Origin of the sequence: Mycobacterium sp. RTGN5, from assembly GCF_033804465.1 — a bacterium.
In the GTDB taxonomy this organism is placed as follows: Bacteria; Actinomycetota; Actinomycetes; order Mycobacteriales; family Mycobacteriaceae; genus Mycobacterium.
In genome coordinates this window covers 23,741-39,450 of record NZ_JAPZLA010000004.1, presented here as the reverse complement: position 1 = coordinate 39,450, position 15,710 = coordinate 23,741, and the positions used below count along the sequence as shown (strand labels likewise).

The window sequence follows — 15,710 nt, the reverse complement described above, 5'->3', positions numbered from 1 at the left end:
TACCCCACCGAACGGCCCGTCGAAACGTATTACCTGCTACCTGCAACAGCCGGTTGGGGGTCAGCTCCAATGACGCTGACAGCGCCGCGGCGGATAACTGGAGGTAGCACGCAGTTCGCGTGGACGAAGGAAGTCGATCATGAGGATATCCGTCATCGTTGTGACCATCGCCGGAGCCCTGACGATGGGGCTGGGTTCGGTCGGCGTTGCCGAAGCCGCCGACACGTCACCGTCGTGCCCGACGGCGTATCAGTGCTACCAAGACGGCACCGACCCCCAGGTGCCCTCCGGCACCGACCCGTCCGTCCCCTATGGCGTCGGGAACTGGAACAACCCAGTCCCGTTCGGGCACGGCTCCAGTTCATACACGGGCGGTGCCTCCTGAGTTCGCTTGAACTCAGGCGGTTTTCAGGCCCGAGTGGCCCGGCACGTGCAGGTAGCCGTGGGGGTCAGCCTCGTCCCACACCTCGGCGTAGATCGCTGCCTTGAGGGCCTGTCCTTGGTCTTCGACGTTCAGCAGATCGGCAAGCTGGTCGAAGCCGTAGTACAGGATTGACAACGCCGTCGTGGCCAACAGCACATTGTTGATCGCAACCTGCGCGGTCTCCCGGTGGCCGAGTGCGGCCTGGTAAAGGGCGGGCAGCAGTTTGGCGATCGGGATCACGGCGCTCAGGCCGGGGACCATCTGCTGTACCCGCCAGCTGGCTTCGTAAAGCTCGCGTACGTACGGTCGCGACTCGGCGGGAAACAGTGCAACCAAACCCTTTTCGGTGTTCCACACCGCGGTGGGCATTCCGAGCGGCTTGGGATCATCGGCCCGGAAGGGGTCCGGCGCATCGGGCACGTCGATGGGCGGCAACGCGGCGGCGCTGGCCGACGGCGTCACCGCGGCGGCGAGCGTGGTGGTGGCCGCAGCCTCTTCAGTTACCTGATCCGGCGGTGGGGTGGTCGTCGAGAGCGGCAGCCCGGCCTCGCCGCGGACATGCAGTAAGGCGAACGGGTCGAAGAGGTTCCACAACGAGGAGATGAACCAGGTCTGCAGCTGCAGGGCCGGTGCTTCCAGGTTGAGGACGTCGGCGACCTCGTTGTAGCCGTAGTACAAGATCGCGATCGGGTTGATCGTGACGATCAGGTTGTTGATGACGCGCTGCGCGGCCGCCTTGTCGCCCGCCAACGCGTCGGGAAGTTCGGTGATGATGTTCGTGAACGGGATGATGATGTTGACCCATGGGATCGTCTGGGTGAGACGGTAGCCAAGCTCGAATCCTTCACGGGCAACGGCCTTGATCTGGTTGGGGAACACGGCCATGAAGGACTGTTCGAGGGTCCAGATCGGGCCCGGCATGTCCTGCGGCGCGGGCTCGGGCGGCATCCAGCGGAACGGGTTCCAGAACGCCGTCGCGGGATTGATGGTGGCGGCGGCGGTCGCCGCGGCGGTGCTGCTCGCCGTGGCGTCGGTGCTCTCGGTGGCTGCAGCGGCTGCGGAGGGCTTCGCCGCCGCCGGGCCGGCGAACAAGCCTTTGAGCTTCTTGACCTGGGTGGCCTCGAACTCGACCGCGGAGGCCTTGGCGCTCGTCGCCGTCAGGGCGACGGACTTGGTGTCGGAAGCGGCTGCGCTGCTGGGCTTGTCATTCGCCTTGGCTGCCGGCTTGGCGTGCTTGGCGTTGCCGGTCGCGGACTTCTTCGGACCCGCATCGGACTTTGCCGAGTTGGACGCGCTCGATGAATCGGATTTGCCGGTGTCAGCGCTTGCTACGCCTTGGCCTGCAGCGGCGACAGCCGCGCCCACTCCGACCGCAACAGCGACCCCGCCGACGTAACCGACGTACTTATTCGACCCCATTTGCTGCCCCTTCGCTGGTTCATGGGCATAGTAGACGAGGGGGCAGGTCAGGACCACCCCAAACGGTGAATGGCGCGCTTCTGAATGCTTGCCCTCATCCGACGAGCTGGTTACTTGGCGCCGTCACAGGGAGTCGCGGCAGCCCGCTGATCTGGCGTAGAGCCCGAGGTCACCGCGTGTTTGCGCGGGCCTTGGCGGGCGACGTCGCGATTGTGCGAAACCACGACACGGAATGACGCAGCGATCGGACGCCTGCGGCGTGGCGCCGTCGCGACACAGCACAGCTCTTTGCTAGCTGGCAGGGTGGCCCCCGGGGAGATGTTTGCACAGCTCAGCGAGCCTTTTGGTGGACGTTGAACAGACGGTTAACGGCAAAGGTGACTTCGCCACGCACCCAGGTACAGCTGCTCCGGGGATTCGCCTCTATGGTTTACCGGTGCCTGATATTGATCGCCGAAGTCTGATGCTGATGGCGGGATTCGGAGCAGTCGCCGCTGCCCTGCCCATGCCGATCGCGGGAGCCACGCCGACCCGCCCGCAAGCACCGCCGGCCAACGCCGCGGCCCCGCCCTACCTGTTCCATGACGAGTTCGACGGTCCGGCCGGCTCGGCCCCCGACGGCGCAAAGTGGCACATCGCTCAGAGGCGCGAACTCATCAAGAACCCGGTGTTCTGGGACCGGCCCGAAAACATGGGGCAGTACCGCGACGATCGCCAGCACGTCTTCCTGGACGGCAAGTCGAACCTCGTCATCCGCGCGACTCGCGACAACAACAAGTACGTCAGCGGCAAGGTCGTCGGAAACTGGTGGGGCGGAATCGGAACCACCTGGGAAGCTCGGATCAAGTTCAACTGCCTGACCGCGGGCGCCTGGCCGGCCTGGTGGCTGATGAACGACCACCCTGAAGTGGGCGGTGAGGTCGACCTCGTCGAGTGGTACGGCAACGGTGAATGGCCTTCGGGGTCAACCGTTCACGCCCGTCTGGATGGCACGTCGTTCGCCACTCAGCCCCACGGGGTGGACGGCAACTGGCACACCTGGCGGGTCACCTGGAACGACTCCGGGATGTACTTCTGGCAGGACTACGTCGACGGCGCCGAGCCGTACTTCACCGTTCCGGCGAACTCCCTCGACGACTGGCCCTTCAATTTCCCCGACTACCGGATGTTCCCGGTGCTGAACCTGGCCGTGAGCGGCTCGGGCGGCGGGGATCCGGGGCCGGGTACCTATCCGGCCGAGATGCTCGTCGACTACGTGCGGGTCTGGTAACGCGACGCTGCGCGTAGGGCTCGCCGGTTAGTTCATCCCCGCCGAGATCGCCTGATCTACTTCGAGGGCCCGGCTGGCCATCTCGGCGTGCGCCTGGTCCAGCGACTCGGCCTGATCTTCATCGGCCTTCATCAGTGCCTCGATGTCGAAGCCGCCCATTTCCAGAACGCCCATGTCCGAGAACGCCTTCTGCACTTTGTCGCCCCACAGCCCGATGTCCTTGACGATCGGCACGATGCGACTGAACAAGTGCGAGCGGAACTGGATCATCAGCGGTGACGTGTCGACCCACTCGGCGCACTCCTTGACGTTCAGGCCGAGCGTCTCGAAGACCTCCTCGCCGCGGAACCGGTCGCGCATGAGGTAGCACGCCTCCACGACGAACTCCTCTCGCTCGTTGCGCTCGGAATCGGTCAGTGCGGAGTAGTAGTCCTTCAAGGAGATTCGGCCGAAGGCGACGTGCCGGGCTTCGTCCTGCATGACGTAGGCGAGTAGTTGCTTGGCCAGCGAACCTTCGGGCGCCAGATCACGCTGAACGCCGAAGGCGGCAAGGGCGAGTCCTTCGATCAACACCTGCATCCCGAGGTAAGGCATGTCCCAGCGCGAGTCGCTCAGGGTGTCTTCCAGGAGGGAGGTCAGGTGCTTGTTGATCGGATAAACCAGACCGATCTTTTCTTGGAGGAACCGCGAGAACACCTCGACGTGCCGGGCCTCGTCCATCGTCTGGGTAGCCGCGTAGAACTTCGCATCCATGTCCGGGACGACCTCGACGATCTTGGCGGCGCACACCATCGCCCCCTGCTCGCCGTGCAGGAACTGCGAGAAGTTCCAGGCCTGATTGTGCTGGCGCATCTCGGATCGCCGCTTTTCGTCTGCTGACTCCCACGCGGGGCTGCCGAACAGCGGATGGAACTCGTCGGGCACGCCGATCGGGTTCATCGGGTCGACGTCCAGCGACCAATCGATGCGCGACTGGGCGTCCCACTGCTTGTCCTTGCCCTTCTGGTACAGGGACAGGAGCCGCGCGCGTCCCTCGTCGTACTCCCAAGTGAAGCGGGCGTCGCCGCCACTCGCGACATCCCAGGACAGCGGGTCGGGAACCTCGGTGTACATGTCCTTTGTGGTCATGAGCTGCCGCCTTTCTCCCCAATATGACGAGAATCACACTGCGCTGCAGTTGGCGGTGCCGTCAAGGACCAACGGAGATTGGGGTAGCCGACTACTCGCTGCCGCCATTAGCCTGGGGGGCAATGCAACTTACGGAGGAGTCAATAATGGCGGTTCAGCACAAGCGGACGGCCATGCGGCTGGCGTTCACGGGGATGGCACTGGTGCTCGTCGTCGCCGGCTGCGGTAAGGACGAAGCTTCTTCGTCAAAGTCCTCGTCGGCAACGTCGTCGGCAGCCACCTCTGTTGCGTCGTCCGCGACTTCGTCGGCCGCGGCCCCTAGTACTTCCGGTGCTGCGGCGCCCGCGGCAGGGGATTTGACCGCACTGGTGATGAAACCGGAGAGCATCCCGCCGACCCCCGCGGGACCGTGGGTCGGAGACGGGGCGTCGGTGGACCCGACCCCTGGCAACCCGCCAACCGCCGGTCAGTTCTACAAGTCGGGTGATAACAGCATCCAGAGCACGGTCATTCTCGCTCCCGACGCCGACCAAGCCGCCAAATCCGTTCAGGACACCCTGACGGGCACGGCTCTCACCTCTCAGATCAAGGGCACGCTCGCGCCGGCACCCAATGTCTCCAAGAACGCACAGGTGGTCAACGGAATGTCGGCAGACGGCTCGGCGTCGATGTCGATTTTGATGTTCAGCGAGGGAAAGGTCATCGCGCAGGTGACTTTCATTGGGAAGCCGAATGATCCGGTTTCGGCCGACTATCTGGACACCGTCGGCGTCATCCAACTGGATGCGATCCAGCAGAACCTGTCGAAAGTCGGGGGATAGCTCAGGCGATCGGTTCCGCGCGTGGACCGGCGCGGAACCATCCCGCTTTGATCAGCCTGTCGTGGGCAACTTTGTACTGAGCGCGCGCGTCGGGTGCGGCGGTCATTGGGGTGCTCGGTATGCGTTGAATCGCCGCATCGACCATTTTGGCGTGGTAGTCCAGTACACCCTTCGCCTTATCCCACAGGTCGTTTGCATCCATGGCCTCGACGATGAATGGCAGGGCCCACAAAAGCACGAAATAGCAAGCGACGGCGCCATCTTCGTCATATCTCGCTGTGTTTCCGCTCAAGTGAATGATGTACAGATCATGGCGGGCCTTGGCGATCTCGCCCGTCGTGAGCCTTGCATAAATGTCGTACAGAGCGAGATGAGCGGCTCGTTCACGGTTGCGGCGTTGAATTTGATACCCGGAGTAAGCGACCACTAAGCCGATCATTGCGGCAGTCGCGCTGAAAGCTGCTGCGACTGCTGACCACTCAGCGGGCGTATGAGGCATCGATACGCGATTCCGAGGCTACTTCCAGTGCTCGTCGAGCAACGTCGACCAAGCATGGGCGAGCTGCTTCCACTCTTCGGGGCACCCCTTCGCGCGATCCTCGGGGAGCCCACCGCTGCTGACGATGTCGGCGTTGGCCTCAGGGTTGGATCCGTAGATCCAGCACTGCAGGTTGTAGACGCGCTGTTGGTCCAAGGAGTGAACGTCGGCCATATTGTCGGCCCGGCCCATCTGGGCCTTCAGCTCCGCGTACGCGGCGAAGGTGCGCGCGAAATCCTTGACGGCCTGGACTGACTCCGCGTCGACTTTGCCGCTATCGCCGGGTGTCAGGAGGATGTAGGCGGCGAGCTGATCGGCGGCGTCCTCTTCCTTGCCCGTGATCGGCAAGTCGTACAGGGTGACCGCCATGTGGCCGGCCTCGTGATAGAAGGTCGCGTCCTCGGAGCCGATGGCCGATGTGTCGGGATCCTTGTCGCCGGCTTTGACGAAGATCTTCTGGCTCAGATCCGCATCCTCGTAGCAGATGGTGATGGACTTTTTGCTGGGACTCCAGAAGGCGTTTGCCTGATCGCACTGTGATCCGCGCAGCGGGACGTCGACGGGCAGCTTCAACGTCTGATTGATATCGGCGGCAAGGTCTTCGAGAACCTTGTTGTCCTGCAACAGCTTTTTCCCGTTGACCGCCTCAGGACTGGTCGCGTCGTCGTAGACGACGGTCATCTTCCCGCCGGCATCCGCTGTTGCAGTGTCGTCGGGGCCCTTGGCTTTTGACGTGCCCGAGTCCGCGGCGCCGCTGCCAGACGAGCCGGCCTTCTCCTGGCCGCCGCCACCGCATCCGGCCACCAGCAACCCAACCGCCAACACCGTCAGAATTCGAGTCTGCATGGCCCCAACCTTTGCTCAACCGACCCAGTAATTGACACGGTGGCAGATTCACCGGCCGAGCGTGGCTTCTTGGACCAATTAGCTGGCGTTTCGACACCGAAATGAGCGGGCCGCCAACATTCGGTGTACGGCAGGAATTGGCCGCCACCTGGGCTTACATTTAGCCGGATCCGCGGTTCGCGGTCGGCAACGGAGGAGCTAGATGGCCACTCAGGACGCAGCACAGGATGGGTCAACAGCCGTGACTCCCGATGCGATCATGCGCTTGGGGACGGCGTACTGGGGGTCGAAGACGCTGCTGAGCGCCGTCGAGTTGAAAGTGTTCGGGTTGCTCAGCGAGGCCGGCCCGCTGAGCGTCGATGAGCTGGAAGACAGGCTGGGCCTGCATCCGCGCAGTGCACGAGACTTCGCCGATGCCTTGGTGGCATTGCGCATGCTCAACCGCGACGACGGCCGCTACAGCAACACTGCAGAGACCGATCTGTTTCTCGATCCGGCGAAGCCCACCTACGTGGGCGGGATGCTCGAGATGGGAAGCACCCGCCTGTATGGGTTTTGGGGATCCCTCACCGAAGCCCTGCTGACGGGCCAGGCACAGAGCGAAGTGAAGACCGGCGGCAGCTTCTTCGAGACGGTCTATTCCGATCCTGACAAGCTCGTCGGCTTCACCGCCGCGATGAGCGGGCTGAGTCGTGCTGCGGGGGAGGCGATTGCGGCGAAGTTCCCGTGGCGCCACTACAGCAGCGTGATCGACATCGGCTGCGCGCAAGGTGCTGTCCCCGTCGCGATCGCCCAGGCTCACGACCATGTGGCGGGCGGCGGGTTCGACCTACCGCAGGTCGAGCCGATCTTCAACACCTATGTGGCGAAATATGGCTTCTCCGACCGCCTTACCTTCACCGCGGGTGACTTCTTCGCCGACCCGCTACCGAGCGCCGACGTGCTCATCATGGGCCACATCCTGCACGACTGGGGCCTCGACGAGAAACGTCAACTCCTGCAAAAAGCGTTCGACGCCTTGCCCGCCGGTGGTGCGCTGATCGTGCATGAGGCCCTCATCGACGATGACCGGCGGGAGAACGCATTTGGTCTGCTGATGAGTCTCAACATGCTGATCGAGGGTTTGGGGTTCGACTTCACTGGGGCGGATTGCCAGGGTTGGATGGCTGAGATCGGCTTCACCAGAAGCTACGTCGAGCAATTGGCCGGGCCTGACTCTATGGTGGTCGGTATCAAATAGATCGGGAGATCGAAGTGCAACCGACCCTGCAGGTCCTTTCCGATCGCCGCGACGCCCTCGGCGAAGGGCCGTGGTGGGATGCCGAAGACGAGACGCTGTACTGGGTAGACAGCACCGGCGGCGCCATTCACTGGAGTCGCCTTGACGGGGGTGACGTCAGCTCGCTGACAACACCGGGCGAGGTGGGCTTTGTCGTGCGAACCCACTCGGGCGGACTCCTCGCCGGCTGCCGCGACGGGCTCTATTCCATCGACGACACCGCCAGTGCGAGTTGGCAGTTGAGGTGGCAGGGGACCTGGGATACCGCCGAGCTGCGGATCAACGACGGAAAGACCGATCGCCAAGGGCGGCTCTGGTTCGGGACCATGCACGAGCCCGAAACCGAGTCGGCCGCCCACCTTTACCGTGCCCACGAAGACCTGCCTCAGTCGCGGCTTGACGGTGTCACCGTCTCCAACGGACTCGGCTGGTCACCGGACAGCGGGCTGATGTACTACGCGGACTCAGCCACCCAATCGATCCGAGTCTTCGACTACGACGCGACGACCGGCGAGTTCCACAACGGCCGGGTCTTCGCGACCGACTCCGCGCCGTCTGATCCCGACGGTCTCACCGTCGATGCGGACGGGTGCGTCTGGTCGGCGAAATGGCAAGGACGGAAGGTTATTCGGTACACGCCAGACGGCCGAATTGATCGTGAAATCGACGTGCCCGTCTCCCGGCCGACCAGCTGCATCTTCGTCGGGAGTGATCTACGCACACTCGCGATCACCTCGGCGCTCCCGGATGAACCCGACACCGAACCACTGGCCGGCGCAGTCTTTCTGGTCGATGTCGGCGTCCAAGGTCTGCCTGAGCGGCGATTCGACGATCGGCACCTGCCGTTCGCGTGACGCGCTAGCCCAGGCTGCGTTGGTAGCGGCGCATCCCGGCGATCCACCGCTCGTAGTCGGCGCCCTTCTGCTGGTACATGGTGAGCACTTCGGGGTGCGGCAGCACCAGGAATGTCCCGTCGGTGATGGCTTGGACCACGAGGGCGGCCACGGTGTCCGGGTCGATTACCGCACCGGCACTGGTGACGGCGGCGCCGGCGACCCGAATCTCCGCGTCCGGCGAGTCGGACATGCCGCGCAGCAGTGGAGTGTCCACCCCCATCGGGCACACGCAGCTCACCCCGATTCCCTTGTCGCCGTATGTGATGGCCAACCATTCGGCGAACCCCACGGCGGCGTGCTTGGTCACGCTGTAGGGCGCCGCACCGAGCTGGGTCAGCAGTCCGGCAGCTGACGCGACGGCGACGAAATGTCCGCCAGCACCCTCAAGCCACTCCGGCACAACAGCTTTCGCGGCACGGATGTGGGCGCGCAGGTTGATGTCGATGATCCGGTCCCAGGCGGCTTCGTCGTCGCCGAGGCCGGGCTGGCCGGTGATGCCGGCGTTGGCGACGTAGATATCCACCGGGCCGAACGTCTTGCGTGCGGTATCGAGCAGGGTCGCGATGCCGTCGGTGCTGGAGGCGTCCGCGGTCGCCGCGACGCCCCCGATCATCGCAGCGGTCTCGGCGGCCGAGCCGGCGTCTATGTCGCCGACGACGACCGAGGCGCCTGCCGATGCCAGCGCCGTCGCAATGGATCTGCCGATGCCCGAGCCGGCGCCGGTGACCACTGCCACCGATCCGTCGACCTTCACGGGCACATGTCTACCGCTTCGGGAGCGCAGCCGCTAGTGATCAGCAGCGGACAGTCTCCGAGTCCATCGGTAGAGACCGGCCACGAGGGCGACGAACGCCACCACGCCCAGAATCTCGGCCCAGTTCCCGAATTCCTTGCCCACGATGGCCAGCGGAGAGTCGCTGCCGGAGCCGGCAACGATGCCCGCGAACACCACACCGAACAAACTCTCGCCGACGATGAGACCCGTTGCCATCAGAACGCCGAGGCGCTTCTTCTGCTCGACGTCGCCGCCAGTGCGGTCAGCCCACTTGTCGTAATAGCGGCCAAGGAGCGCGCCGATCGGGATCACGATGGTCAGCGACATCGGGAGGTACATGCCCATCCCGACCGCCAGCGGCGGCAGTGCGAACTTCGTCTTGCGCTTCAGCACCTCGTCGATGAGGATCACCACCGCGCCGATGGCGACGCCGAGACCCAAATACTTCCAATTCAGATCGCCACCGAAGACGCCTTTGGCCAGCGAGGAGATCAACGCCGCCTGCGGTGCGGCCAGGGCGTTCTCCCCGGCGCCTGGGGCGCCCGCGAAACCGAACGCACTATTGAGAAGGCTGAGCACGGGGGGAATCACCAACCCTCCGAAGACGACGCCGATCACCAGCGCGACCTGCTGCCGCCACGGTGTGGCGCCGACGAGCTGGCCGGTCTTGAGGTCCTGAAGGTTGTCGTTGGAAATGGTGGCGATACCGAACACGATCGCGGTGGCGAACAACGCATAGGCCACCAGTCCCGCCGTCTGCGCTGCGTCGTCGCTGCGCCCGTGCGCCAGCACCAACACCAGCGACGCGATGATGACGACCAGGATGCCGAGACCCGATATCGGGCTGTTGGACGAGCCGATCAGGCCGGCCATGTAACCCGCGACGGACGCGAGAACCGCCCCGATCACGACCACGAATGCCAGCGTCACCGCGATGAGAAGTGGCTTGTTGCCGCCGATCTGCGTGGTCTCGAGGAACCACCACAGCAGGAGCCCGATGGGGATCAGCGACACCGCGATCGTGCCGCCCACGACCCAGATGGGCAGGTCCCGCTCAGTCAGCTCGACGTGCTGTCCATCGCGGCGTGCGCGAGTTGAGACTGCGGCAGCGCGGATTCCCCGAACGATCGGGCCGACGATCTTGAGAAGCGTCCAGATGGCCGCGATGCCGATGGCGCCGGCTCCGATGAACCGGACGTCATGGGAGAACGTGCTGGACACGATGTCCTCGACGTCGCTGCCGGAGATGTCGCCCCACGTCAAGGTGGGTAACAACACGAAGTACGAGAGCACCAAACCGACGATCATCGCGAAGCCGACGGTGACACCGACGAGGTGGCCGACACCGATCAGTGCCAACGACAGGCTCGCGCCGATCGTCGAACCGCCGGCGCCGAGGCGGAAATATACGGATATGTCGCTCAGGATCACCTTTGTCGCTGCGATTAGTGAAAACCCTGCTGCTGCAAGGGAGCTCACGAGAATCGCGCGCAGGCTTCGCTTGTTGCCCTCGCCGCCGTCGACGGCGGCCTCACCGACTTGGAGCACCTCGGCGGCAGCGACACCCTCCGGGTACGGCAGGTCCGAACCGGTGACCAGGGCGCGGCGCAAGGGCACGGAGTACATCACGCCGAGGACGCCGCCCACGATGCACACAGCCACCGTGATCCAGTACGGGAAACCCGTCCACCACCCGATCATGATCAGGCCGGGGAGGACGAAAATGATTGCGGCCAGCGTGCCTGCGGCCGAGGCGATGGTCTGCACGATGTTGTTTTCGAGGATGGTGTGCCCCCGGAAGTACCGCAAGATCGCCATCGAGATGACTGCCGCCGGGATCGCCGTGGCAAATGTCAGGCCGACTTTGAGGCCCAGATACACATTGGCTGCCGTGAAGACGAGCGTGATGACGCCGCCGAGCACCACGCCCCGAACGGTGAGCTCTCGAATGGACGGAGCGGTTGCCTCCGTGTCGTCGAGCTTGGTCATCAATGTCTCCCACCCGCTCAAGAGTCGCGTACTCGTGTTGGGCGATGCTAACCGGTGATCCGACGCTTTTCAGGGTGTTGGCTACCGCCTATGAATCTGGCTGTTATGCAAAGGAATTCCAGGGCTATGACAGTGACCCGAGGCTGACTGATAGTCCGTGAGCTAGCGTTCACACGCGGGCACGCCAGAATGACGACCTGCAGAAGGAGAAGTAGATGCGCGTCCTGGCCCTGTTCCGCGTCCACAACGGCGAGGACGTGTTGCCGCGGGTGCTGGATTCCCTGGCCGGCTGGTGCGATGACATCTACGCGGTCGATGACCGCAGCACCGACGGTAGCGCGCGAATCCTGCAGGAGCACCCCGCGGTCACCAACGTCGTGCGGGCCCGGGCCGATCTCCCGTCGACACCGTGGCTGATCCCCGAACCGCCGGGGCTCGAATTGCTGTACCGCATGGCGGATTTCTGCCGCCCGGACTGGATCTTCATGATCGACTCCGATCAAGTGGTCGAAACCGACATCGACATTCGCGCAATGCTTGCGGCCGTCCCCGACGATGTCGCGGCGCTGATGTCCCCGATGATCCCTAGCTGGGACGATCCGGACTACCCGGACTTGATCCCGATCATGGGCACCGCCGAATCGATGCGGGGGCCGTTCTGGCGCTGGCGCCCTGGTCTGCGTGCCGGGACGCGCGAGATCCACAACCCGCACTGGCCGGCGAACATCTCCGAACACGGCCGCATCGGGGTCGCCAACGACGTCCGGTTATTGCATACGGGGTGGGCGACGCTGGCTGAACGGATCGGCAAGGTGGAGCACTACCGCAAGCTTGACCCAGACTCGGAGTTGAACTACGGCGTGCCCTACGACCGCGCTCTCCTGTTCGGGTACGCGTACGACGAAATCGAACTCCTCGAGTCGGACTATCAGCGACGCGTGCGGGGCGAGTTCGAACCTGCCGAACCGGGCGCCAGGGTGCCGGTGGACCGCGATCGCCTCGCAGTGGCGTCAGGCTACGGTCGCCGCCCCGCCGGGTTTCACCCCGGCGTCGACTTCGCCGCAGCTCCCGGTACACCGGTCTACGCCGTGACGTCAGGCGCTGTTAGCCGCGTCGAGGGCCTCGATGACGAGGGACTTCGATCTGTGACGATCGCGGGACCGCGCTGTGAAACCGTGTACGCCTTCCGGCCGGGTGACGACCGTCAGATCGACGTCGGCTCCCGAGTCGAGGCGGGTGAAGAACTCGGTGTCCTCCGGAGAGAGGACGGATCTGCCGATGGGTTCGTCCATTTCGAGGTACGCGTCGACGGCGAGCACACCAGCCCCGTGCGCTACCTGGGGAATATGGGCCTGAAGCCGTGGACGCCGCCAGGGCGTCCGCGTCCGGTGGCGGGTACCTTTCCGCCGTCGTCGCCGTGCACGATCACCGACTGAGCTGATCCTCCAGGGCTCGCGCGGAGCGGATCGTCGAACGCACTTCCTGGAGCAGCTTGGCCGGATGCTGTTGATCCAGAGCGCTCAGCCGGTTGTATTGTTCGACGCCGAAACCCGCTGATTCCAGGCGTATCTCATGCCGCAACGCCAACGTGCGCAGTGCCTCGAAGTGCAGGTACGGCACCAGCGGCTGACCCGTCACCATCAAACACGACGAGCCGCGCATGCCTGCCGTCTGCGCCGCGAACGTGTAGGTGTCGGCAGAATTGGCGCGGCGGTGTTCGGGGTCAGGTGACGGCGTCTCGAGCAGCATGATTGGCAGCCCTAATTCGTTGCTGTCTGGCGGAAAACGCCATACCGTCTCATTGCGCTGCACCTGGTCGACGCGGCGCTTCACATGCTCGGAGACCTCATCGACGTCGAGCCCGAACACGTCACGGGCGGCGGCGATCATCAGCTCGAATTCAGTTCCGGCGCCCGGCGCACACACCGCGACGGCGTCTTGTTCGGAGTCCAGCAACCGTCGCGATGCGGCCGCCAGGACGACATTGCCAATCCGGCGACCTGCCGCCATCTCGCGTGCGTAGCGGGTTCGAAGCAGGTTCGTGTAGCGCCCGCCACCTATGACCATGACGTGATCGAATTCATGTGCACTGGGCCGTAATTCGGCGATGAGCCCCAGCTCACCCGCCAAGTGTTCGATCTGCTCAAGCTGCGTATCGGGCAGGTCGAGACGACGGATCAGCCACCTGACCGCTCCACCCGCATCCTGGTTGGTGAGACGGGTCGCGCTCTGCTCGCGCCCCTTGGCCCGGTAGTCCCACACTCCGCTGAATTCGTCCAGGAACGCGAGCCGTCCGCTCAGCGCGAGCCCCGGCGGAATGCTGCCGCCGAACATGCCGACCAGTTCAGCGAGGGCCGGATGGGTGCACCACGCCTCGATCTGCCCCAGATAGTCAGCCGCGACGTTGCTTTCGACACGGCCGCCTGCGGGACGCCCGCCGGGGACACCACTCATGCGCCATTCCTGTCGACTCTCGACACCGAGACCCGCATGAGGCTCAAGCGCGGGAGAAGACTGTCTGGACCATTCGTGTGCCGCCAGCGGCGCTGGGTGGTAACCATGATGCGGCACATATCGTCGGACGGGAGCACTTTGCGGTGAGGATTCTCGTTACCGGCGGCGCCGGCTTTCAAGGCAGCCATCTCTGCGAAGCACTGCTCGCCAGAGGACATCGCGTGACGGTCCTCAACACCTTCTCCATCACCGGCAAGCAAAATCTGTTGCACGTCGTGGCGAATGAGCAAGCCGACATCGTCTTCGGATCGGTCACCGATTGGGAATTGGTCAGCAAGACGGCGCGCGATCACAGCGTCATCTTCCATCTGGCGGCGAACGTCAACGTCGACAAGTCGCTCAGCGATCCACGGAGTTTCGTCGGCACCAACGTGATCGGCAGCCAGAACGTGCTGGAAGCCGCCCGCCAATACGGGGCGCGGCTGATCCTCGCGTCGACCTGCGAGGTGTACGGCGACGGACATGTTCTCAGCCCGGGCACCTTTCTGGACGAATCGGCTGAACTCAAACCGAACAGCCCGTACGCGGCGTCGAAGGCTGCCGCCGATCGTCTCGCGTACTCCTACTACCGGTCGTACGGGATGGACATCACCATCGTCCGGCCGTTCAACATCTTCGGCGAACGCCAGAAGAGCGGCGCCTACGGTGCGCTCATTCCCATCCTCGTCCGCCGGGCTTTGCAGGGCGAGGACCTCGTGGTCTTCGGGGATGGTAGTGCCACCCGGGATTATCTCCATGTCAGCGATCTGGTGCAGGCATACGGGCTGGTGTTGGACACACCGGAATTGGCAGGCAGCGCTATCAATTTCGCGAGCGGCACGAACACGCGCGTCCGCGATATCGCGGACTACATCGCGGACAAACTCGGAACGAAGGTGGTGAACGGACCCGCGCGACCGGGGGAGGTGACCCGTTTCCCCGCGTCGATCGAGCGTGCGCAGGGCATCGGATTCGCGCCCAAGGTGGAGATATGGGAAGGGATCGATCGCTATATCGACTGGGCGCGACAGCAGCCCCCCGAGCTGGCGCTTTGAGGTAAGAACCGCACGCCTACAACGGCTTACGCGCCTCGACGAGAACGCGCGTCGGGTGAGTGACGAACCGGCCGTTGGCCTCGATGTGTTCGTGCAGCGCCCGCAGGCGTGTCAGGTATGGCTCCGCCGTGAAATCCGGCACCGCCCAGATCAGCTTGCGCAGAAAGTAAACGACCGCGCCGATGTCGAAATACTCCGCGGTGAGCGTCTCGATTCGCATGTCGACTACCTGCAGCCCGGCCGCCCGTGCCTGCTCGGCTTGGACGGAAGGCGCCATGTGTGCGCCCAGCTCCGGCATCGGACCCAGGACTGCTTCGATCAGCTCGATCGCGGTCGCCGGGCCCGGGTGTTGGGCGAGATAGGTGCCGCCCGGCCGCAGGACGCGGGCTATCTCGTGCCACCACACCGCAATTGGGTGACGACTGGTCACCAGGTCGAACGCTTCATCGGCGAACGGGAGTGGGGGCTCGTCGCGGGTCAGCACCACCACCACGCCGCGGGGGTGAAGGAGGCGAGTCGCTCGGGCCGCGTTGGGTGGCCATGATTCGGTGGCCGCCATGGTCGGCGGGAATCTCTCTATGCCGGCGAGCACCTCGCCCCCGCCGGTGTGGAGGTCCAGCGCAGCGGACACCTCGGCCAACCGCCGGCTCAGCAGGCGCTGGAAACCCCACGACGGCCGCTCTTCGGTGGCACGGCCGTCGAGCCAGGAAAAGTCCCAGCCTTCGACGGGGACGGCGACAGCTTCGGCGATGAGTTCCTCGAACGACTGGTCCATCG

Annotated in this window: 15 protein-coding genes; 7 read left to right on the top strand and 8 right to left on the bottom strand. The window is 64.5% G+C overall.

All coding sequences use genetic code 11. The features are described from left to right. Nucleotides 1-139: 139 nt before the first annotated feature. The gene (locus tag SLQ31_RS20440; protein ID WP_319435880.1) at nucleotides 140-385 is read left to right on the top strand and encodes a hypothetical protein; all 246 of its coding nucleotides are present in this window, start codon (nucleotides 140-142) and stop codon (nucleotides 383-385) included. Nucleotides 386-397: 12 nt separating this feature from the next. Here SLQ31_RS20440 and SLQ31_RS20435 read toward each other — a convergent pair whose 3' ends face one another. After that, nucleotides 398-1,843 (bottom strand): hypothetical protein, encoded by a 1,446-nt coding sequence (locus SLQ31_RS20435; RefSeq protein WP_319435879.1) that lies wholly within the window; start codon nucleotides 1,841-1,843, stop codon nucleotides 398-400. Nucleotides 1,844-2,288: 445 nt separating this feature from the next. Here SLQ31_RS20435 and SLQ31_RS20430 point away from each other — a divergent pair, with 445 nt between their 5' ends. Further along, a complete protein-coding gene (locus SLQ31_RS20430) occupies nucleotides 2,289-3,113 on the top strand; it encodes a glycoside hydrolase family 16 protein (RefSeq protein WP_319436230.1) in 825 nt (274 codons plus the stop codon). Between the two features lie 27 nt (nucleotides 3,114-3,140). Here SLQ31_RS20430 and SLQ31_RS20425 read toward each other — a convergent pair whose 3' ends face one another. After that, a complete protein-coding gene (locus SLQ31_RS20425; protein ID WP_319435878.1) occupies nucleotides 3,141-4,241 on the bottom strand; it encodes a ferritin-like domain-containing protein in 1,101 nt (366 codons plus the stop codon). A 146-nt stretch (nucleotides 4,242-4,387) separates the two neighbouring features. On the opposite strand from SLQ31_RS20425, the gene SLQ31_RS20420 reads away from it, so the two are divergent. Continuing rightward, nucleotides 4,388-5,062: a hypothetical protein gene (locus SLQ31_RS20420; protein ID WP_319435877.1), complete on the top strand. Its 675-nt coding sequence runs from the start codon at nucleotides 4,388-4,390 to the stop codon at nucleotides 5,060-5,062. A gap of 1 nt (nucleotide 5,063) precedes the next feature. Here the strand turns inward: SLQ31_RS20420 and SLQ31_RS20415 are convergent, their stop codons facing one another. After that, nucleotides 5,064-5,501 (bottom strand): hypothetical protein, encoded by a 438-nt coding sequence (locus tag SLQ31_RS20415; RefSeq protein WP_319435876.1) that lies wholly within the window; start codon nucleotides 5,499-5,501, stop codon nucleotides 5,064-5,066. Between the two features lie 78 nt (nucleotides 5,502-5,579). Further along, a complete protein-coding gene (locus SLQ31_RS20410; protein ID WP_319435875.1) occupies nucleotides 5,580-6,446 on the bottom strand; it encodes a DUF4344 domain-containing metallopeptidase in 867 nt (288 codons plus the stop codon). 202 nt (nucleotides 6,447-6,648) lie between these two features. On the opposite strand from SLQ31_RS20410, the gene SLQ31_RS20405 reads away from it, so the two are divergent. Both SLQ31_RS20405 and SLQ31_RS20400 read left to right on the top strand, forming a co-directional pair. Next, nucleotides 6,649-7,686, top strand: a complete 1,038-nt coding sequence (locus tag SLQ31_RS20405) for a methyltransferase (protein ID WP_319435874.1) — start codon at nucleotides 6,649-6,651, stop codon at nucleotides 7,684-7,686. A gap of 14 nt (nucleotides 7,687-7,700) precedes the next feature. Then, nucleotides 7,701-8,579, top strand: a complete 879-nt coding sequence (locus SLQ31_RS20400; RefSeq protein WP_319435873.1) for an SMP-30/gluconolactonase/LRE family protein — start codon at nucleotides 7,701-7,703, stop codon at nucleotides 8,577-8,579. Between the two features lie 4 nt (nucleotides 8,580-8,583). Here SLQ31_RS20400 and SLQ31_RS20395 read toward each other — a convergent pair whose 3' ends face one another. Continuing rightward, nucleotides 8,584-9,375 (bottom strand): SDR family oxidoreductase, encoded by a 792-nt coding sequence (locus tag SLQ31_RS20395; protein WP_319435872.1) that lies wholly within the window; start codon nucleotides 9,373-9,375, stop codon nucleotides 8,584-8,586. Nucleotides 9,376-9,408: 33 nt separating this feature from the next. Then, nucleotides 9,409-11,385: an OPT family oligopeptide transporter gene (locus SLQ31_RS20390; protein WP_319435871.1), complete on the bottom strand. Its 1,977-nt coding sequence runs from the start codon at nucleotides 11,383-11,385 to the stop codon at nucleotides 9,409-9,411. A 215-nt stretch (nucleotides 11,386-11,600) separates the two neighbouring features. Here SLQ31_RS20390 and SLQ31_RS20385 point away from each other — a divergent pair, with 215 nt between their 5' ends. Continuing rightward, nucleotides 11,601-12,821, top strand: coding sequence for a peptidoglycan DD-metalloendopeptidase family protein (locus SLQ31_RS20385; RefSeq protein WP_319435870.1), 1,221 nt, complete (start codon nucleotides 11,601-11,603; stop codon nucleotides 12,819-12,821). Here the strand turns inward: SLQ31_RS20385 and SLQ31_RS20380 are convergent. Continuing rightward, the gene (locus tag SLQ31_RS20380; RefSeq protein WP_319435869.1) at nucleotides 12,811-13,839 is read right to left on the bottom strand and encodes a hypothetical protein; all 1,029 of its coding nucleotides are present in this window, start codon (nucleotides 13,837-13,839) and stop codon (nucleotides 12,811-12,813) included. The genes SLQ31_RS20385 and SLQ31_RS20380 overlap by 11 nt on opposite strands. 143 nt (nucleotides 13,840-13,982) lie before the next feature. On the opposite strand from SLQ31_RS20380, the gene SLQ31_RS20375 reads away from it, so the two are divergent. After that, a complete protein-coding gene (locus SLQ31_RS20375) occupies nucleotides 13,983-14,933 on the top strand; it encodes a dTDP-glucose 4,6-dehydratase (RefSeq protein ID WP_319436229.1) in 951 nt (316 codons plus the stop codon). Nucleotides 14,934-14,949: 16 nt separating this feature from the next. On the opposite strand, the gene SLQ31_RS20370 is transcribed toward SLQ31_RS20375, so the two are convergent. Beyond that, nucleotides 14,950-15,708 (bottom strand): class I SAM-dependent methyltransferase, encoded by a 759-nt coding sequence (locus tag SLQ31_RS20370; RefSeq protein ID WP_319435868.1) that lies wholly within the window; start codon nucleotides 15,706-15,708, stop codon nucleotides 14,950-14,952. Nucleotides 15,709-15,710: the final 2 nt, after the last annotated feature.